This is a genomic window from Streptomyces sp. WAC06614 (genome assembly GCF_003949795.1).
In the GTDB taxonomy this organism is placed as follows: Bacteria; Actinomycetota; Actinomycetes; order Streptomycetales; family Streptomycetaceae; genus Streptomyces.
Genome location: NZ_RPRY01000136.1, coordinates 1 through 18605, shown reverse-complemented (window position 1 = coordinate 18605; position 18605 = coordinate 1). Strand labels below are relative to the sequence as shown.

Genomic DNA, 18605 nt, shown 5'->3' with positions numbered 1-18605 from the left:
GCGGGTACCTAAGCGCTGCGCGCTTAGGAGAGAACGGCTTCGCTGCGCTCAGCCGTCAGGGCGCCTTCGGCGCCTGACCCCGGTCCCACAGCGCTGCGCGCTGTGCAACGAACCGCTTCGCTTCGCTCAGCGGGAGGGCACTTCGCGCCCTCGGGGCCGGCCCTGCGGGCCGGTGTCCTGCGCTGCGCTCCGGACTGTTCGGGGTTCCGCTCCGCTTCGCCCCCCAGTGGCCTGCTCCGTAGGCCTGTTGGGGTGGGTCTGCTCCCCACCCGGGTCCTTCAGCCCCATCCTTTACGAGCTCGGGCCGGCTTCAGGGACTGCACCCGTGCCTGCAGCCTCCCTGAAGCCGGCCCCCTGTCGTCCTTAATCCTGAACGACTATCAATTCAAGAACTAAAGAAGACAGACGCTCCGATCATTCTGCCTGAAGCATACTTCCGATATCATAGTTGCCAGAATTCGCGAGCTGGATGGCCTTGTCGAACGTCGCCTTCGGCCAGCCCCCCGTTTGCAACGAACAAGTCTGGTAGTAATAGCCGTTCAACGGAGTGAGGGTACAGTCCCAGGAGTACCAACCAGGCGCCAGGTCAATATTCCTGCCCGGGTCGATGCAGATGTAACCATCCCGGCAGGTGTAGACCTGCCAGTTGTACGTCGCACCAGCGAGATAGATATCCCGGTGGATTACCACCGGCGCCATCCCAGCATTCGGACTGGAGGTGAGCCAGCGAGTCGTTTCGAGGGTCGCAGGCGCCGAGGCAGCTGCCGCAGGAGCCGCGCCAAAGGCCAGCGCAGCCATAAAGACTGCGATAACCGAGCCGAGCTTAAATCGAAGTTTACCCATGCGCGTGTGATCCCCCGTCAGACGTAGATGCAGGCGATTGGCATGCTAGCAAAGGCATCTGACGCTGATGAACTATTTCTATGTCCTCCCCAGGCGATAAAAGGGGATCCTAAGCCTCCGGTTCTGCTCTGGCTGGATAGCTGATGACGGTTCGCAGCCCGAGCATCCGCGACCCTCTAGATGGCTTCCGGCTCGGCCTCAGAGGCTTAAACCCCTCCATAACGCACCGGCAACAGAAAGGCCAACTCGCCGCCCTCTCGAAGCTGGGCACAGGCGTCCACGCCGTCACCGCCGGCGTGGATCGTACCTGAGCGCTGCGCGCTCAGGAGAGAACCGCCTCGCTGCGCTCGGCGGGGCTTGGCTTCGCCAAGCCAGAGCCGGCCCTTCGGGCCGGTGTCCTTCGCTGCGCTCCGGACGGTTCGGGGTTCCGCTTCGCTCCACCCCGAACGGCCTGCTCCGCAGGCCCGAGTGACCCCGTTTCACGGGGTCCGGGCCTTCGGCCCGTTGGGCCGGGCCGCTTCGCTCCCCGGTCCGGAGTCCTTCCGGCTCCGCCTCCAGGACCAGCTCGCTCCGCGAGCGCCAGCAGCGAGGAGGTTGGGTGGTGCCTGGGCCGGTTCCTGCCTTGCGGAGCTCCCGGGGCCAGGCACTGTTGACTCGGCCGGTAACGTAGCCCTCTTCGGGTGCCGTCGGGGCCCGGAGTCCCTGAGGTGAATACCGATGACCATTGGCGAACTGCCCATCGTATGGTGCCTGTCTCTCGAGGATGCCCGAGCTGAATGGCGAGCCCTGTGGTGGAGCGTCGGACCGGACAGCGAACTCGCAGTCATCCTGGTCCAAGAGCAGATCGCAGAACTCTCACAGATGAACATTTGTGAGAGATGAGTTGCGCACCCGCGCGTTCCCGGATGTACGCCCTGAGAGATGGCTGAGGCGGCTGTGGTCCTCATTGTCATAGCCAGTTGGCAAGATCGAGTTTATGAAGAGCACCCCGACCACTCCGCAGCGGCCGTTCGACGTGACCACGGTCTTCCCGCAGCTGGCTCCGCTGGCCCGCACGGCGACCCGGTTGCACCCTCGCCGGGGGACCCCGGCACCGCAGGACAGTTCCATCGGCGGACCATTGCTGTGGCCAGTCGGCGAGCCGTGGCCGCACTGCGAGGGACCTCATGTAGTGGACGGGATCAACTTGGCCCTGTCGCCGGCGGACGTGAGGCTGAAGCGGCGAATCAGTACCGCCTCCCGCGGACGGAGCCTGACCAAGCTGGAACGAGAGACCCTGGAGCGGATCATCCCTCCTCGGACGTATCCCGTGAAGGTCGCGGTCGCCCCGTACGAGGGTTCCATCGCGATGCTGCCGGTCGCGCAGCTGTACAAGCGGGACGTGCCCGATCTGCCCACACCCGAAGGAGCGGACCTGCTCCAGGTCCTCTGGTGCCCCTTCGACCACCCGATCATGCCTAAGACGGCCCTGTTCTGGCGGTCGGCAGCCACGGTCACCGACATCCTCACCACGCCCCCCGAACCGCCCGTGATGCAGTTCGACGACTACCTCCCCGAGCCGTGCCTGCTCCGCCCCGAGCAGGTCACCGAATACCCCGACCACCTGGAGGTGAGCAAGGAACTGCAGGAGCAGCTCGGGAACTGGCGCATGTGGCAGGCCGCCGACGTGGAGATAGACAGTGACTACGAGTCGTGCCCGGAGGAGTTCTATGACAGTGAACTGGCAGGCGCGCCCGGCTGGAAAGTCGGCGGTTGGCCGCGGTGGACCTCCACCGACCCCGGCCCTCGGCTCTGCACTGCGTGCGGCAGCGACATGGATGCCCTACTGACGATCGCCACCTTCGAGAGCGACGACGAGAGCAGCTGGCTCCCGCACCAGGAACCGGCGGATGAATCACTTCCAGGCTTCGACCCCTACGAACGTCGCCAGCCCACTGCCATCCAGATCGGAAGCGGCTACGAACAGCAGCTCTACGTCTGCCCGGCGACGCCCGAGCACCCCCACTCCGAGCTGATGCACTAGTGCTGTCCCATGGTGGGCCTCCCTGAGGTCAGATGGCGGTGATGGTCTTGAGCGCGAGAGCGCGCAGGGGTGCGATCCTCTTGCGGGCTTCGCCGTGGTAGACGGCGTTCGTGAGGATGGTGAGGTAGCGGCCGGAAGCAGGGGCGAGGTAGAGGCTGGTGCCGGTGAAGCCGTGGTGGCAGGCAACGCCGCCGGGGGCGCAGATCCAGGACAGGCCGCGGTCGACTCCGGCCTCGATCGGGGTGAAGGGCAGCGCGGATGCGCGGAGCCAGCCATGCAGGGGCTGGCGGGGTCGATGAGGTACTCGGCGTAGCGGGCGAGGTCGCGCACGGTGGAGAAGACTCCCGCGGGGCCGGCGACGCCGCCGAGGAGGGCGGCGTTGTCGTCGTGCGCGGTACCCCAGATTCGGGGGGCACCCAGGATACGGCGCGCGCTGGGGGGCGACCTGCGGATCGCGGGCAACGGGACCGGACACGGTACTGGTCATGCCGAGGTCCTCCCACAGCGTGCGGCCGAGTTCGTCGAGCGGGCGGCTGTGGGCGTGGGCGAGGGCCAGGCCGAGGAGGATGTACCCGCGGTTGATGTACTGGTGAGTGCCGGGCTCGTCTTCAAGAGGTTCGCGGCACAGGAGTTCGTGCAGCGGACGGTCGGCGCCGCGGTAGTGGTCCAGCCGAGGCCCTCAGGCCGGCGGTGCGGACCACGAACACGATCGCGGCCAGCACCTCCCGGTCACCATGCCGACGCCGGCCACCACCCTGAGGCCGCGAAGGAGCCTCCGGCACCACCCGCTGGAACAGTTCCCACAACTCGTCCGGCACCAGCCGCTCAACAATCCCCACCACGGCCCGCAGCTTACCGAGCCAGCCAAATGAGATGACCTCTTAGGAGGGATCGGCTTTGCTGCGCTCTACCCCTCCGCTTCGCTCCGGCGGTAGAGACAGCCTTCGCTGCGCTCAGCCGAGGCCCCTTTGGGGCCTTGCCCTTCCGCTTCGCTTCAGGGCTACGAAGTGCCTCGCTCCGCTCGGCAAGGCCTGGCTCTGCAGAACCAGTGGTCTGTCTTGACAGGGAAACCTAAGCGCTGCGCGCTTAGGAGAGAACGGCTTCGCTGCGCGCGGGGTGTGACGGAGCGTAGGGTCCCGCGCGGGGCGGGCCGGCGCCTGGTTCGCGGGCTTAACCTCGGGGGGCGCTTCGCGGACCCTTGGGCACTGGGCTGTGGTGCCGGTCCGCTTCGCGGGCGGCTGGCTGCGAGGTCACTCCCCGGTGAGCGAACAGACGTGCGGGTACCGAGCATCGGAGCCGTCACCGCCAAGCAGGAGTCGGAGTTCCCCAGAGCCTTGCCGGACAGACACAGACCCACGTCTCGCGGACGCCGACGCCCTTAGCTTCATTGAGTTCCTCTGCCCCCCGACGTGGTCGTCGTCGAGACCGACGGCATCCTCGAGCAGGTCGACTCCATCAGGAACGCCTACGACGAGCTTTGTCGCAGGTCAGGCACTGAGGATCGCGTGCAGGTCGGCCCTTACCCAAGTCCCGCTCCACGCAACTCCCAGTGGTTCCGGTCACCGCAGGCCTTCGTCAGTGGCCTCGCCCCGGTAAATCTCTCGTCCCACCGCGTGCAGTCGGCCCTGCCGTGTCATCGGTGGTCGGTACGCTCCTGTAATCCGTCCGGGTGTCGTGTGCCGCTCCTGGGGGGCCGGGGTTTGACGGACCGTCGTCCCTGACTCCCCTGCTGATGCACACGGCGGTCCGGTTGGGGGGTTCGATGCCCTGGAACAGCAAGGCGCCGCAGTCCGACGAACCGGAGGACGGCGGGGCAACGCTCGACCGGGGTGAGAACCGCAGCACCGCTCGCGTAACGCTGCTCGCCGCCGTGGGCCAGGCCGTCCTGGCCCAGCTGGCCGGCGAGGCCGCGCACTGGCTCGCCCAGAGCATGGAGTGGCTGGCTAGCCACCTGTAGAACGCGACGCGCCTCCCGGGCTCCTACCCCCGGGAGGCGCGAAGGTGCAGGTGTTTCACCCGCGGCGGTCTCTGTCCCTGCTTCACCGGCCGGGCAGAGGCCGCCGTTCTGTGTGCCACCACTGTGGCAACCACCACTGACAACCGCACGGGTCACGCAGGTGGAGGTTGTGTTCCGGTCACCACATGCCACTGTAGCCCCCCAACATGATCAAGAACGTCCACGTGGACCTGCCGCACCAGGGGTTTGCCCCGCCAACGCGCCTGCGGCCATGAGCGGGGGGGCCAGGCGGGGATGCCGGTACGCGAGGGCGGGCAGGGCGAGCTGAGCCTCTCGTGTTGTCCGGGGCGGCCCGTCGGGAACTTCCGCTGCGCTCCAGACCCCCGCTTCGCGACGTGACCCGAATCGTTTCACGGCCTGTTGGGCCGCTGTGTGGACTTCTCCACGCAAGCCCGCCCCGCACGACGACATGCAGGCCGATCTGGCGTCCCCATGCCCCGACCAGCGGGACTCCGTTGGCCTTTGCGGTCTTCTGTCCCTTTTTTGCGCGTGTGGTCCGTGGTGGTGATTCAAAGTGGGGGATGGATTGAGTCTGGGGCGGCGTTCCTCCGGCGGAGCGGGTGTTTGTGTGTCTTCGGCGGGTGTGGTCTGGCAAGAAAGTTGCCAAAACTTGACAAGGGGGTGGTGAATCGGCCATGCTCAGGGCGCATGGAGTGTGGGGCGGTCGTGGTTATTTTGGGAGAAAGTGGCCGTCGGGACTCTGGCAAGGATTTGACAGTGTGTTGCCAACCTGGAGGGCGGATGCTCTATTCGGGAATAGGCTGGAGCGGCGACGGCTTCGTGGTGGAGGTCGTCGACGAGCACGGGGAACGGCGGCGGGACGCGCGGCTGTTCGGGGCTCGGGACACCCGGGAGCTGATCGGGTATCTGAGGGAGTTCGGGGATCCGCTCGTCGCCGTGATCGACAGCACCAACGGGGTGCTCGACGGACGTCTGATGGCCGCGGGTCTGACCGTGTACCGCGCGGACCCCGAACTGCTGGGCGTCCGGCCCGATTTCGGGTCCGTGCCCGCCGGGGAGATCGCCGCCGTGGCGCGGCGCGCGACCCGGTTGCAGCGCGACCGCGGGACGCAGACCGGGCGGGAGGGCGATCTCGACGCCTTCGCGCGCGGCAGTGAGCGGGCGTGGGACGAGTGGGTCGCGCGGGGTGCGTGCGTGAGCCGGGGCAGCGGGGAGCGGCCGGAGGTCTCGCTGACCTTCGACGACGGTCCGCAGCCGCCGTACACCGGACAGGTGCTGGACGTCCTGGCGCGCTACGGGGTCAAGGCCACCTTCTTCTGCACCGGGATGTTCGCGAAGGCCTACCCCGAGTACCTGGCGCGGATGCGGGAGGAGGGGCACGGCGTCGCCAACCACACCTGGTCGCACCCGATGCTCTTCGAGCTGACCCGGGCCCAGCTCGCCGAACAGCTCGAGCGCACCGACGAGGCGATCGCCGAGGCCACCGGCGGGCCGGCGCCCACGCTGTTCCGGCCGCCGTACGGGTCGCGCTCCCCCGAGGTGCTGGAGCAGCTCGCGGCGTCGGGGAGGACCACCGTGCTGTGGGACGTGGCGCCCGACGACTGGCAGATGCCGGGCGCGGACACCATCGCCGACCGGGTGGTCCGGGAGGCCGGACCCGGTTCGATCGTGCTGCTGCACGACAGCGGTGGCGACCGCTCGCAGACCGTGGCCGCGCTGGCCCCGGCCATCGAGGGGCTGCTGGAGCGCGGGCTGACGTTCGTACCGGTCGAGGAGCAGCTCGCCGCGCCCGCCCTGACCGGTCAGGGCCGGTGAGCGCCATGACGCGGGCGACGAGCAACTGGGCCGGCAGTCTCACGTACGCGGCGCGCCGGGTGCACCGGCCGCACACGCTCGACGAGCTGCGCGCGCTCGTCGCCTCGTCCGACCGGATCCGGGCGCTGGGCACCGGGCACTCGTTCAGTGCCGTCGCGGACACCACCGGCGATCTGGTGCGGCTGGACCGGCTGCCGCAGTCCGTCGTGGTGGACGCGCAGGAGCAGACGGTGACGCTGTCGGCGGGCACCCGCTACGCCGAGCTGGCCCGGCACCTGCACGGGGCCGGGCACGCCCTGGGCAACATGGCCTCGCTGCCGCACATCTCGGTGGCCGGCTCGGTGGCCACCGGCACCCACGGTTCGGGCGACGACCAGCGCTGCCTGGCCGCGGCGGTGCGCGCGCTGGAGTTCGTCGGGCCGGAGGGCGACCTGGTCGAGCTGCGGCGCGACACCCACGGCGACGAGTTCGCCGGGGCGGTGGTGGCGCTGGGCGCGCTGGGTGTCGTCACCCGGCTCACCCTGGAGGTGGAGCCCGCCTACGAGGTGGCCCAGCGGGTGCGGCTCGACGTGCCGCTGGACGAGGTCGCCGGGGACGTGGACGCGGTGTTCGGCGCCGCATACAGCGTCAGCCTGTTCACCGACTGGGCCAGCGGGCAGGGGTCGGTGTGGCTCAAGCACCGGACCGACCGGCCCGCCTCCGGCTGGGCCGGCGGCCGGGAGGCGAGCGTGCCGGTGCATCCGGTGCCCGGGGTGGACCCGGGTTCGAGCACCGAGCAGCTCGGTGTGCCCGGTCCCTGGTACCAGCGGCTGCCGCACTTCCGGCCGGAGCTCACGCCGGGCGCCGGTGAGGAACTGCAGTCGGAGTACTTCCTGCCCCGGGAGCGGGCGGCGCAGGCGTTCGCCGCGATCCGCTCGGTGGCCGGCCGGGTCGCCCCGGTGCTGCACATCGCCGAGGTGCGCACCGTGCGCGGTGACGACCTGTGGCTGAGCTCCGCCCACGGACGCGACACCGTCACCTTCCACTTCACCTGGCTCAAGGACCTGCCTGCGGTCCGGCCGGTGATCGCGGCCGTCGAGGAGCTGCTGATGCCGCTGGGGGCGCGGCCGCACTGGGCCAAGCTCACCGAGACCCCGGCCGCGCGCATCGCCGCCGGCTATCCGCGGGCCGCGGACTTCGCCCGGCTCGCGCGCAAGCACGACCCGGAAGGCAAGTTCCGCTCCGCCTTCATCGATCAGTTGTTCGCCCATTCGTAGGGATTCTGGGGGTAATTGCGATGACACCGAACGCCGCCCTGCTCGAACACGCCGCTCCGGCGGTCGCGCTGCGCGCCGACCAGCTCCGGCAGTTCCAGGAGCTCGGCTATCTGGTCCTGCCCGGCTTCCTGCCGCCGGACCTGGTCGAGCGGATGAGGCCCGAGGTCGACCGGTGGGTGGACGACGGACTGCGGGCGCGGTCCATCGACTCGGTGCGGGACCCGCAGCGGTTCGGCGTGCCGCCCGTCATGGAGCTCGAACTGCCCGCGCACGGCGAGCTGATCACCCACGCCCCGCTGCTGGGGGTGATCGACCAGCTCATGGGCCGGGCGCCGTACGTCTTCCACCACCTGCACAGCGACCGCCAGGCACCGGACGTGCCGGGCAAGCCCTGGCACCACGACTACGAGCACGGCACCCAGGACGACCGGTCGGCGACCATGATCCACGCCCTGCACTACCTGGACGGGCTGGACGCGGACACCTCCTCGCTGGTGGTGCTGCCCGGGTCGCACCGGGAGCACGCGGACAAAGCGGCCCGGGCGCACCTGGGCACCCGCCCGCTGCCCGGCGAGGTCGTGCTGGACGCGCTGCCGGCGGGCAGCACCGTCGTCCTGCACTCGGCGCTGTTCCACGCCCGCCGGCCCCGCCCGGACGACGTGCCGGGCAAGCCGCGGTACTTCGTCGACGCCTCGTACTGCGAGGTCGGCCGGCTGTGGCCGCCGGTCAAGCCGTACTGGCGCTACATGCTGCGCCGGGCCCGCGAGCTGGACCTGGCGCCGGAGCGTCCGGAGCTGTTCGCCGAGCGCCACTTCGGCGAGTACGTGAGGCCGGCATGACGGGGCGGCCGGTGCGGATCGGGCTGCAGGTGCAGCCCGAGCACGCCGATTACGCGGCGATCCGCCGGGCGGCGGCCGGGGCCGAGGAGCTCGGCGCGGACGTGGTCTTCGTCTGGGACCACTTCTTCCCGCTGACCGGCGATCCGGACGGCAAGCACTTCGAGTGCTGGACGGTGCTCGCGGCGCTGGCCGAGTCCACCTCGACGGTTCAGCTCGGGCCGCTGGTGAGCTGCGTCGGGTACCGCAACCCCGACCTGATCGCGGACATGGCCCGTACGGTCGACCACATCAGCGGCGGCCGGGCCCTGCTCGGGCTCGGCTCCGGCTGGTACGAGAAGGACTTCACCGCGTACGGCTACCCGTTCGGGACGGACGGGGAGCGGTTGCGGGGTCTGGCCGCGGCGCTCCCGCGGATCAAGTCCCGGCTGGCGCGGCTCAATCCGGCGCCGGCCGGGAGGCTGCCGGTGATGCTCGGCGGCGGCGGCGAGAAGCGCACCCTGCGGATGGTCGCCGAGCACGCGGACATCTGGCACGCCTTCCAGGACCCGGCCACGCTGCGGCACAAGCTGTCCGTGCTGCACCGGCACTGCGCGGACGTGGGCCGGGACCCCGCGCAGATCGAGGTCGCCACGAGCGTGTCCGGGCTGGCCGCGCACGAGGGGGACCCGGAGGAGCTGGGGCCCGAGCTGCGCGAGCTGGGGGTCTCGCTGTTCATCGTCGGGGCCGGCGGTCCCGACTTCGACCTCGGAACGCTGCGGCGGTGGATCGCCTGGCGGGATGCCGTCAACGGCTGAGGACGCGGTGCCGAGAACGCAGAAGAGCCCGGGGAACCGGGCTCTTCTGCGTTCTCGGCACCGGGGGCCGCGAGCTGCCGCGCGGCCGGAGCCGTCGCACGCGGACGCCGCCCGGGGGCGGAGCCGCGGCTACCGGGTGCGGGAGGCGAGGACCTCGCGGATGACGTGCCGGGCGTTGGCCGAGATCACCGGGTTGGTGCGGCGGTAGTACGGGAGCTGGATGACCGCCATGGACAGCGCCCAGCCGCGGCTGCGGGCCCAGGTCGCGTCGTCGGCCCGGACCGCCTCGCGGTACGCCGGGCGGACGGCGGCGGGCAGCAGGTTCCAGGCCGGGATCAGGTCGGTGGCCGGCTCGCCCATGCCGACGGTGCCGAAGTCGATGACCGCGCCCAGGCGATCGCCGGAGAGCAGCACGTTGCTCGGCATCAGGTCGGAGTGGGTCCAGCAGGGCGGGCCCGTCCAGCGGGGGGCGGCGAGCGCCTCCTCCCAGGCGTCGGTGATCTCGTCGGCGTCGAAGGGCTCGTCGGTGCGGCGCAGGGCCTCGATGGCGGCCCGCATCTCCTCGTCCTCGTCGGCCAGCGGCCCGCCGCGGTGCGCGGGCGGGCCGCCGGGGAGGTCGACGGTGCGGAAGGCGAGGGCGAAGCGGGCGAGGTCGCGGGCGACGCGTTCCGGTGCGGCGAGCTCGCCCTCGACGGGGTTGCGGCCCTCGATCCAGCGGTGCACCGCCCAGCGCAGGGGGTACTCCGCGTCGGGGGCGCCGACCGCGACGACCTCGGGGACCGGCAGCGGCAGCAGGGGGGCCAGCCGGGGCAGGAGTGCGGCCTCCATCGCGATGGCCTCGGCGCCGCCGGGGCGCAGCGGCAGCCGGACGCTCAGGTCCTCGCCGAGCCGGTAGATCGCGTTGACCGTGCCGCCCGAGGGGAGCCGGGTGACCGGCAGCTCGGCCCACTGCGGGAACTGGGCGCGCAGGAGCCGCCGGACCAGCCCGGCGTCGGTCTCGGTCTCGTCGGCGTGCATCCGGCTCATGTACGTCCCGGTCCTCTCGTCGCTGTCATGATCATCGCACGGCGGGACCGGGGCGCGCGGGCTCCGGGCGCGCGGGCTCCGGGCGCGCGGGCTCCGGGCGCGCGGGCTCGGGTTCCGCCGTGATGTCGCGCAGTTCCCCGGCGTGCGCGCGGGCCTCGGCGAGCCGGCCGGCATCGGTCTCGGCGTCGATCAGCGCGTGCAGGACCGCCGACCGGTCGGCGGCGGACAGATCGCCGGCCAGGCGGTGCGCGGCCGCCGCCTCGGCGCAGGCGCGGGGGGTGTCCCCGAGCATGCGGGAGCACCGCGACAGCCGGGTCAGGGCCCGCACGATCAGCTCGGGGATGCCGATCGTCTCGCTGAGCGCGGTGAGTTCCACCAGCAGTGCGTGTTCGTCCTCGTACCGGCCCTCCTCGTGCCGTACGCCGGCGAGGAGCCACAGGGCCTGCCAGCGCAGCGCCGGGTCGGGCCGGTCGGCGCCGCTGTCGAGCAGGGCGGCGAGGTCCCCGGCGGCCCGGGCCGGGTGGGCCGAGGAGGCGGCCAGGGCCAGGGCCTGCGCGAGGCTGTGGCCCTGGCCCGACCCGAACGCCGACGGCGCGACGCCCAGCCGCCGGCACAGGTGTTCCACCACGCGTCGGGTGGGTACGGGCCGGGTGCCCGACTCCAGCCGGGACAGGTAGCCCGTCGACAGTCCGCCCGTGGCCAGTTGTGTCTGCGACAGTCCGCGTTCCCGGCGTAAGGCCCGCAGCCGTCGACCGAACGCCGGCTGTTCCAGCATCGCGACCTCCTGTGCGTGCCCGGTTCAGTAGCGGGTGGCGTAGGTCAGGAACGCGAAGTCCGGTCCCAGCTCCTTCATCACCCTGATGTCGGCCTCCTTGATCGCCGGGTAGAGCCGGCGGCGCAGCGGGCCCAGGACGTCCATGAGGAACTCGTCGCGGCGCAGCGCCTCCACGGCCTCCTCCAGGGACCGGGGCAGGGCCAGGCCGAGGGCGTCGCGCCGGGCGTCGGTGAGTCCGTTCGGGTCCTCGGCGAGCTGCGGTCCGGGGTCCAGGCGCCGGGCGATGCCGTCCAGGCCGGCGTGGACGACGGCGCCCAGGGCCAGGTAGGGGTTGGCCGTGGAGTCGCTCGCCTTGAGTTCGATGTTGGTGGAGGCGGCGGTGCTGCCGCGCAGCCGGCTGGGCACCCGTACGGCGGCTTCCCGGTTGTCCTGGCCGTAGCAGGCGTGCGCGCCCGACCACATGCCCGGCTGGAGCCGCTCGTAGCTGTTCACGCCGGCGCAGGTCAGCGCGAGCAGGCCGGGCAGGTGGTGGAGGACTCCGCCGATGAAGTGGTAGGCGCGCTCCGACAGGCCGAGTGCGTCGGTGGCGTCGGCGAACACGTTCACCGGGCCGGCGCCGCCGGGCCGGTCCTGCCACATCGACAGGTGGAGGTGGTTGCCGTTGCCGCGGAAGCCGGGCGCGGGGACGGGCGCGAACGTGGCCCACAGGCCCATCGTCGAGGCCAGGCCCCGGGTGATCACCTTGTGCCACACCGACAGGTCGGCCGCCGCGAGGGCGGGGCCGTGGCGCAGGGTCATCTCGTGCTGGCCGGCGCCGAACTCCGGGTGGTACATCTCCACCTCGATGCCCTGTCCCTGCAGGGCCCGGGTCAGCGCGACCGCGAAGTCGTTGGCGGCGTCGAACCCGGCGTTGTCGAAGCACAGGCTGTCGTCGAGGACGCTGAGGGAACCGGACTCCGGCCGGGTGTCGCACAGGGTGAACTCGGGCTCGAAGGAGGCCACGACCTGGAGGTCGCCCGCCGCCGCCAGCGCGGACTTGAGGAAGGTGCGCGGGCAGGCCTCCCAGGGGGTGCCGTCGAGCTGGACCAGGTCGCAGAGCATGGCCGCGGAGCCCGGTGCGTGCGGCAGGACGACGAAGGTGTCCGGGTCGGGCACCAGCCGCACCTCGCCGACGGCGTCGAAGCCGGGCACCGGCTGGCCGACGTCCGTCAGGCTCGCGGCCTGCCGGGACTTGGCCAGGCCGATGCCCGACTCCATCCGGGACTCCAGGAACCGGCGGGTGACCGCCTTGCCGCGGACGATGCCGTTGTGGTCCACCCACAGGAAGCGGATCAGTTCCACGCCGTGCGCGTCGATCTTCTGGAGGATGTGGCGGTACTGGTCGGCGAACTCGGACATTTCACGTCTCCTTGGGGAACGGGAAGTGCGTGACCGTGCCGGCCGGCAGCGGTTCCCACTGCGCCGCGGGGGCGAGCGCGGGGACGATCTCGGAGGCGACGACCTCCAGGCCGGGCAGGCGCAGGCGCTGCATCGTGAAGAACACCGGGGTGGCCACGTCCGGGGCGCTCCAGTGCACCAGGTGGGCGCCGGCGGGGTGGACGGCGACGGCGTTGCCGGAGTTGCCGCCGGGGGGCAGGGCGTCCAGCTTGGCCAGGGCGGCGGCCGGGTCGAGGCCGTCGGCGCCGTAGGGGACGAGGTGGTCGAAGTACTCCCGCGAGTCGAAGGCGGAGGCGTCCAGTCCCAGGGCCTGGTACGCGGTCGGCAGGTAGCCGTTGTGCATGAAGTACCAGCCGTCGTCCCGGGTCAGCGGGTGCGTGAAGGCGGGGCCGCGCTGGGACTCCAGGGTCGCGTTGCGGGTGTGGATCGCGAGGAAGTCGGTCTTGATCTGCGGCACCGGGGACTCGTGCAGGCTCTGCGCCAGCGGTCGCACGTCGGTGTGGGCCCGCAGTCCGTGCCCGGGCTCGCGCCAGACGGCGCCCCAGCCGTGCGCGTGCACCGTGGTGGGGTTGTCGTGGTCGGCGGTCCGGCCGCAGCTCATCTCCAGGGCGGCGGAGGCGATGTCGGCCGCCGCGAAGTCCCCGGAGGCGAGGATGATTCGGCACATGGTGGTTCGGTTCCTTTCCGGGCCGGCCTCAGCCGGCCGGCTCGCGGACGACGTCGGCGGGCGCGCCGGCGGGCGCCGGGTCCGGCCGGTGGACACGGTGGGCGAGGAGGCCGCACAGGGCTCCGGTGACCAGGGCCACGCCCAGCCAGTAGCCCTGGGCGAGTCCGGCCCGGTCCAGGGCCAGGAAGAGGGTGCCGCCGGCCAGTGAGCCGGCCGCCTCACCGGCGGTCCAGCTCACCTGGCGCAGGTTGAAGGCCTCCAGGGTGGACTTCACGGGCAGGGCGGCGAAGGCCGTGCTCACCATGGGGGTGAACACCATCTCGGCGCCGGAGAACAGCACGACGGCCACGGCGGCGCCGAGCACGACGGGCAGTCCGGTGCCGAGCACCACCATCGAGACGCTGAACAGGGCGGCGCCGTGCACCAGCAGGGTGATCGGGCGGTGGCCCCGGGCCAGCAGCCTGCCGGTGGCGGCGGTGACCGCCGACTGGCACAGGACGATGGCCACGGCGGGCGCGGCGAGCAGCGCGGCCCGCACCGGCGCGGAGCCGATGTCCCGGGCCACGAACAGCGCGAACGCCGAGTAGAGCTGCCCGTAGACGAAGGCCCCGAGGACGCAGAGGGCGACGGTGCGGCGGATCGCGGTGTCGTCGCGGACCAGCCGCAGCACGGCCCGGCTGACCGGCCAGCGGCTGGAGGTCGGGGTGGGGCGCAGGTCCTTGGGGATGCCGAACTGCAGGGAGAGGCCGGCGAGCAGGTAGCAGCCCGCCACCACGCCGAACAGCAGCCGGGGGTCGGCCGCCGGGTACAGCGCCGCGGCGAGGAACGGGCCGAGTGCCGCGGCCAGGTTGACCGCGATCTGGAGCACCGAGTACACGCGGTGCCGCCCGACGTCGTCGGGGACGGCCTCGGCGACCAGGACCCGGGACAGCAGGAAGTGCACGCTGCCGCCGAACCCGGCCAGCACGATCAGCAGGACCTGGACCGCCGCGGACCGGGTGCAGGGCATCAGGCCGAAGCCGAGGGCGGACAGGACCGTGGCGCCGGTCATGGCGGCGACGATGCCGAACCGCGGCAGCCAGCGGTTGACCAGCAGGGCCGACATCCCGGCCGATGCGCTGTAGAGGAACAGTCCGGTCCCGACGATCCAGGTGCCGCCGACCTGGGCGGCCAGGAAGACGCCCAGGACCGGCAGGACGGCGTACTGGCCGAGGTTGCCGGCCGTGTGGTCCGCGGCCAGCCAGCCGGTGAAGGCCCTGCGGTTCACGGGGCGGCCTCCTCGGGCCGCGTGGACTCCTCGGGGGCGTCCACCTCGAAGCGGACCAGGGCGGCCAGCCGGTCGGCGAGCTCCGCCGCCTCACGGGGGGAGCCGGCGCCGACGACGAGGTGGCCGGCGCGGTCGTAGGACTCGCGGACCTCGCCCGTGACGTCGCCCGGACGCACGGTCAGGCCGGCGTGCAGCACCGCGGGGTGGGCCCGTGCCTCGTCCCAGCCGAGGATCCGGCGGATCCGGCCCGGCGGCGGGGCGAGGAAGCGGACGGCCGCCGCCCGGGTGGGGGTCAGGTCGCGGCCGGTGGTGTCCCGGCCGAGCGCGTCGTCGATGACCAGGCCGAACAGCTCCAGGCCGGGGATGGCGTGTTCGAGCATGAGGTGGATCCAGTCGCCGCCGTTGCGCACGTGGACCTCGCCGAGGACGGGGCCGTCGGCGGTGGCCCACAGTTCGACGTGGAAGACGCCGTAGCGCAGGCCCAGGGCCGTCAACGCGGCCGTCACGGCCCGCTCGAACTCCTCGCGCCGGGCGGGGGGCAGGTCGGCGGGCAGGACGTGCCCGGCCTCCACGAAGTGCGGGGGCGGCAGGAGCTGCTTCTCGGTGACCGCCAGCACCCGGGGGGCGCCGCCCAGGAACACCCCTTCGACGCTGTACTCGGGGCCCTCGACGAACTGTTCGACCACGAAGGCCGTGTGCGCGGGCAGGGCCGCGAGGGCGGCGGCCAGGTCCTCGGGTCCGTCGACCCGGCTGACGCCGACGCTGCCGGAGCCGTCGCGCGGTTTGACGATCCAGGGTCCGGTCGTGGCGGTGAGGAACGCCCGGGCCTCGTCGGCGGACGCGCACAGCCGGAACTCCGGCTGCGGCAGCCCGGCCGCCCGCAGGGCCTGCCGGCAGCGGTCCTTCTCCCGGACGGTACGGACGGCCGCCGGCGGGTTCCCGGGGGCGCCCAGGGCCTCGGCCACCTCGGCGAGGGCGACCTGCACCTGCTCGCGCACGCCGAGGACCAGGTCGAACCGCCGCCCCCGGGCCCAGTCCAGGGCCCGGGCCGGGTCCTCGACCTCGGTGCGGTGCAGGGCGCCGGCGAGCGCGGACAGGTGGGGGGCTTGCGGGTACTCGGCGGTGGCCTGCGTGGTGACCCCGCGGGCGGCGGCCTGCCGCAGCAGTCGGGTGCCCACGTCGCGCCCGAGGTCCATCGGTGCGCTCCCGCCCCAGAACAGCAGCGAGCTGGGTGTGGCGTTCATCGTTCTCCCTGGAGGGGGTGCGGCGGGCCGGTCAGGCCAGCCGGAAGGCGTCCTCGGCCAGCAGCTCGACGGCCTGGTGGTCGGCGAGGATCTCGGCGTGCGAGGCGCCGGAGTGGAACACGCGCATCGGGCTGGTCATCAGGTCGACGGTGGGGACCAGGTCGGTGCCCGCCGGGCGGCGGACCACGACCTCGCGGACGGTGGGCAGGGCGGCGATCTTGTCGAGCACGGCCTGGTCCACCTCGGTCACCCGGCCCGCGCGGCGGGTGGCGACGTTGTGCACGACCGCCTCGTTGCGCTTGGGGTAGACGGTGCCGCCGTAGCGGGCGGTGAACTCGGCGGGCCGGGCGTAGGCGAGGGCGGCCAGCCGGGCCGGGTTGGTGCCGCTGAACTCCTCGTGGTGGGCGGGGTTCATGTTCCCGTTCAGCCGGGCGCCGATCTCGACCAGGGCCGGGCCCGACGGGGTCATGATGACCTCGGCGTGGCCGGGGCCGTGCGCGATGCCCAGGGCGTCGAGCACCTTCAGCACGTAGTCCATCAGGGCGCGTACGTGCGGGGCGCCGGGGTCCTGGAGCACGTCCAGGTCGTAGACGGGCCGGCCGGACGGCAGCAGCTTCTTGTCGTAGCGCCACACCCCGCACACCGTGTGCTGCCCGCCGGCGCTCACCGTGTCCACGATGTACTCCGTGCCCTCCAGGTAGGACTGGAGGAGGACGTCGGTGTTGCGCTGGTCGTACATGGTGGTGCCGGCCAGGACCGCCCGCGCGGCCTCGGCGACCTCGGCCTCGGAGCGGCAGACATAGACGTTGTCGGAGGAGGACGAGCTGCGCGGCTTGACCACCACCGGGTAGCGGCCGTGGGCGCGGGCCCAGTCGGCGGCGGCGTCGGGGTGGCCGGCGAGGAACTGCTCGGCGCAGTGCAGTCCGGCCGCCCGGATCGTCTCGATCATGGTGAACTTGTCGCGGCGGGCCGGGGACTTCGCCGTGCCGTTGGTGGCCAGTCCGAGGCGTTCGCTGAGCAGGTCCGCCAGCGGGACCCCGGGCTCCTGGCCGGCGAGCACGGCGAGGGGGGCGTGGGCGCGCAGCCGTTCGACGGTGGCGTCCACCGCGTCCGGGCCGTCGCACACGAACGTCTCCCGGTATCCGGACAGGTCCGGCGGCACCATCTTGGCCATGAACTCGGCGGTGCTCTGCACGTGCAGGGCCTCGATCCCGAGCCGGGCGAATTCGCCGACGTAGGCGCCGGAGTTGGAGTAGCCGTCGACGACGACCACCACCGGGGCGGCGGATGTGGCGTTCATGGGGTTCCTCTCATCGGCCGAGGTCGGCGCGGTGGTCGAGCAGCTTGCGGAGCGCGGCCACGATGTCGTCCGCATCGCGGCGCTCCCCCAGCAGCGCGCTGTGGTGGAAGGTCAGGTGCCGGGCGGCGGCCCGCTCGCTGACCGGCAGCCGGTGGCGCGCGGGGTCGGTCCGCCGGCGGTGGTCGGCGCCCAGGTCGAAACGGCGGCGGCTGTGCGGCCGGTACAGGGGGGCGCCCGGGATCGCCGGGTAGACGGGCTTGACCGGCAGTCCCAGCTCCGCGGTGAGGGCGGCGCCGACCGTGGGGGCGTCGACGCCGTCGAGGTCCTGCGGCAGCCGGAAGACGAACCCGAAGTAGGTGCGCCGTTCGGTTCCCGGGGAGGTCTGCTGGGGGGTGAATCCGAGGTCGGCCAGCGCCTTCTCCAGGACGGAGGCCTGCAGGGCGCGCTGGTCGTTGTACCGGTCCAGCTCCTCGAGCTGGGCGATGAGGAGGGCGGCGTGGAACTCCGACAGGGCGCGGTTGCTGCCCATCACGGTGCCGGTGCTGACCAGTTCCATCTCGTGGAGGACGGGCGGGCGGTCGGGCTGGTGGCGGCCGTCGGCGCGCAGCTCGGCCATGCGCAGCGCGAGCTCGGCGTCGCCGGTGACCGCGGCGCCGCCCTCGCCGCAGGTCAGCACCTTGGTGTGGTGCATGCTGAACGCCCCGGCGCGGCCCATGGTGCCGGCGCGGGCGCCGCGGTAGACCGCGCCGTGGGCCTGGGCGGCGTCCTCGATCAGGACGAGGTCGTGGCGCCGGGCCAGGTCGCGCAGGGCGTCCATGTCGGCCAGGGCCGAGTACAGGTGGACGACCACGATGGCCCGGGTGGCGGGGGTGATGGCCGCCTCGGCGGCGGCCGGGTCCATGCACAGGGTGTCGGGGTCGACGTCGACGAAGACCGGCACGGCGTTGACGCCCAGGACGGTCGAGGCCGAGGCGACCCAGGAGATGCCGGGGACCAGGACCTCGTCGCCCGCGCCGATCCCGCAGGCCTCCAGGGCGATCATCAGGGCGGCGGTGCCGCTGGCCGTCGGCACGCAGTGGCCGGTGCCGTTGTACCGGGCGAACATCCGGGCGAAGGTCCGCTCCTTGGTGTCCGTACCGCGGTACGGACCGCTGATCGACCAGCGCCCGGAGTGCAGGACCTCGGTGAGCTGTTCGGCGGCCCGCCCGGCGGGCCGGGGCCACAGCGGCCAGTCCGCGGTGCGCACCGGGTCTCCGCCGTGCACGGCGAGGGTCATGGCACAGCCTTTCGTGCGGGTCGGGGGTACGGGTCGGGGTACGGCTCGCCGGTACGGGCCGGGAG

General features: G+C 72.2%; 16 protein-coding genes and 1 pseudogene. 6 read left to right on the top strand and 11 right to left on the bottom strand.

Annotated elements, in window-relative coordinates:
- Positions 1–414: 414 nt before the first annotated feature.
- Positions 415–843, bottom strand: coding sequence for a hypothetical protein (locus EF918_RS19390; protein ID WP_125647852.1), 429 nt, complete (start codon positions 841–843; stop codon positions 415–417).
- A 1171-nt stretch (positions 844–2014) separates the two neighbouring features.
- Between EF918_RS19390 and EF918_RS19385 the strand changes: the two genes are divergently transcribed.
- Positions 2015–2866 carry a hypothetical protein gene (locus tag EF918_RS19385; protein WP_312847841.1) on the top strand — a complete coding sequence of 284 codons (852 nt, stop codon included), beginning with the start codon at positions 2015–2017 and terminating at the stop codon, positions 2864–2866.
- A 28-nt stretch (positions 2867–2894) separates the two neighbouring features.
- Here EF918_RS19385 and EF918_RS39310 read toward each other — a convergent pair whose 3' ends face one another.
- Entirely contained in the window at positions 2895–3449 is a 555-nt protein-coding gene (locus tag EF918_RS39310; RefSeq protein ID WP_369009097.1) for a serine hydrolase, read from the bottom strand.
- 100 nt (positions 3450–3549) lie between these two features.
- Positions 3550–3708: pseudogene (locus EF918_RS19375) on the bottom strand (transposase); the annotation flags it as partial.
- A gap of 920 nt (positions 3709–4628) precedes the next feature.
- Between EF918_RS19375 and EF918_RS19370 the strand changes: the two are divergent.
- The 5 genes from EF918_RS19370 to EF918_RS19350 all read left to right on the top strand — a co-directional run bounded on the left by EF918_RS19370 (position 4629) and on the right by EF918_RS19350 (position 9548).
- Complete coding sequence (locus EF918_RS19370) at positions 4629–4823, top strand: hypothetical protein (protein WP_125647846.1); 195 nt, start codon at positions 4629–4631, stop codon at positions 4821–4823.
- 801 nt (positions 4824–5624) lie between these two features.
- On the top strand, positions 5625–6659 hold the full coding sequence (locus EF918_RS19365; protein ID WP_125647843.1) for a polysaccharide deacetylase family protein: 1035 nt from the start codon (positions 5625–5627) through the stop codon (positions 6657–6659).
- 5 nt (positions 6660–6664) lie between these two features.
- Positions 6665–7915, top strand: coding sequence for an FAD-binding protein (locus tag EF918_RS19360; RefSeq protein ID WP_125647840.1), 1251 nt, complete (start codon positions 6665–6667; stop codon positions 7913–7915).
- Between the two features lie 20 nt (positions 7916–7935).
- Positions 7936–8754, top strand: coding sequence for a phytanoyl-CoA dioxygenase family protein (locus EF918_RS19355; RefSeq protein ID WP_125647837.1), 819 nt, complete (start codon positions 7936–7938; stop codon positions 8752–8754).
- A complete protein-coding gene (locus EF918_RS19350) occupies positions 8751–9548 on the top strand; it encodes an LLM class F420-dependent oxidoreductase (protein WP_125647834.1) in 798 nt (265 codons plus the stop codon). Before EF918_RS19355 ends, EF918_RS19350 begins: the two co-directional genes overlap by 4 nt.
- 129 nt (positions 9549–9677) lie before the next feature.
- On the opposite strand, the gene EF918_RS19345 is transcribed toward EF918_RS19350, so the two are convergent.
- From EF918_RS19345 to EF918_RS19310, 8 genes are read right to left on the bottom strand one after another with little or no spacing between them, the layout of a single operon-like run.
- The gene (locus EF918_RS19345; protein WP_125647855.1) at positions 9678–10565 is read right to left on the bottom strand and encodes an aminoglycoside phosphotransferase family protein; all 888 of its coding nucleotides are present in this window, start codon (positions 10563–10565) and stop codon (positions 9678–9680) included.
- Positions 10566–10605: 40 nt separating this feature from the next.
- Positions 10606–11349, bottom strand: coding sequence for a helix-turn-helix transcriptional regulator (locus tag EF918_RS38280; RefSeq protein ID WP_125647831.1), 744 nt, complete (start codon positions 11347–11349; stop codon positions 10606–10608).
- Positions 11350–11373: 24 nt separating this feature from the next.
- A complete protein-coding gene (locus EF918_RS19335; protein WP_125647828.1) occupies positions 11374–12747 on the bottom strand; it encodes a glutamine synthetase family protein in 1374 nt (457 codons plus the stop codon).
- A gap of 1 nt (position 12748) precedes the next feature.
- The gene (locus EF918_RS19330; RefSeq protein ID WP_125647825.1) at positions 12749–13453 is read right to left on the bottom strand and encodes a class II glutamine amidotransferase; all 705 of its coding nucleotides are present in this window, start codon (positions 13451–13453) and stop codon (positions 12749–12751) included.
- A gap of 28 nt (positions 13454–13481) precedes the next feature.
- Positions 13482–14720, bottom strand: a complete 1239-nt coding sequence (locus EF918_RS19325; protein WP_125647822.1) for an MFS transporter — start codon at positions 14718–14720, stop codon at positions 13482–13484.
- A complete protein-coding gene (locus tag EF918_RS19320; RefSeq protein WP_125647819.1) occupies positions 14717–15964 on the bottom strand; it encodes an ATP-grasp domain-containing protein in 1248 nt (415 codons plus the stop codon). Before EF918_RS19320 ends, EF918_RS19325 begins: the two co-directional genes overlap by 4 nt.
- A 31-nt stretch (positions 15965–15995) precedes the next feature.
- A complete protein-coding gene (locus EF918_RS19315) occupies positions 15996–17264 on the bottom strand; it encodes an ATP-grasp domain-containing protein (RefSeq protein WP_125647816.1) in 1269 nt (422 codons plus the stop codon).
- A 10-nt stretch (positions 17265–17274) separates the two neighbouring features.
- The gene (locus tag EF918_RS19310) at positions 17275–18540 is read right to left on the bottom strand and encodes a DegT/DnrJ/EryC1/StrS family aminotransferase (RefSeq protein WP_125647812.1); all 1266 of its coding nucleotides are present in this window, start codon (positions 18538–18540) and stop codon (positions 17275–17277) included.
- Between the last annotated feature and the right edge of the window lie 65 nt (positions 18541–18605).

Bases quoted from the DNA above. Each gene is read 5' to 3' on its own strand.
- EF918_RS19310 (WP_125647812.1), bottom strand. From the start codon at position 18,540: ATGACCCTCGCCGTGCACGGCGGAGACCCGGTGCGCACCGCGGACTGG.
- EF918_RS19330 (WP_125647825.1), bottom strand. From the start codon at position 13,453: ATGTGCCGAATCATCCTCGCCTCCGGGGACTTCGCGGCGGCCGACATC.
- EF918_RS19320 (WP_125647819.1), bottom strand. From the start codon at position 15,964: ATGAACGCCACACCCAGCTCGCTGCTGTTCTGGGGCGGGAGCGCACCG.
- EF918_RS19390 (WP_125647852.1), bottom strand. From the start codon at position 843: ATGGGTAAACTTCGATTTAAGCTCGGCTCGGTTATCGCAGTCTTTATG.
- EF918_RS19370 (WP_125647846.1), top strand. From the start codon at position 4,629: ATGCCCTGGAACAGCAAGGCGCCGCAGTCCGACGAACCGGAGGACGGC.
- EF918_RS19345 (WP_125647855.1), bottom strand. From the start codon at position 10,565: ATGCACGCCGACGAGACCGAGACCGACGCCGGGCTGGTCCGGCGGCTC.
- EF918_RS19335 (WP_125647828.1), bottom strand. From the start codon at position 12,747: ATGTCCGAGTTCGCCGACCAGTACCGCCACATCCTCCAGAAGATCGAC.
- EF918_RS19360 (WP_125647840.1), top strand. From the start codon at position 6,665: ATGACGCGGGCGACGAGCAACTGGGCCGGCAGTCTCACGTACGCGGCG.
- EF918_RS19365 (WP_125647843.1), top strand. From the start codon at position 5,625: ATGCTCTATTCGGGAATAGGCTGGAGCGGCGACGGCTTCGTGGTGGAG.
- EF918_RS19355 (WP_125647837.1), top strand. From the start codon at position 7,936: ATGACACCGAACGCCGCCCTGCTCGAACACGCCGCTCCGGCGGTCGCG.
- EF918_RS19350 (WP_125647834.1), top strand. From the start codon at position 8,751: ATGACGGGGCGGCCGGTGCGGATCGGGCTGCAGGTGCAGCCCGAGCAC.
- EF918_RS19315 (WP_125647816.1), bottom strand. From the start codon at position 17,264: ATGAACGCCACATCCGCCGCCCCGGTGGTGGTCGTCGTCGACGGCTAC.
- EF918_RS38280 (WP_125647831.1), bottom strand. From the start codon at position 11,349: ATGCTGGAACAGCCGGCGTTCGGTCGACGGCTGCGGGCCTTACGCCGG.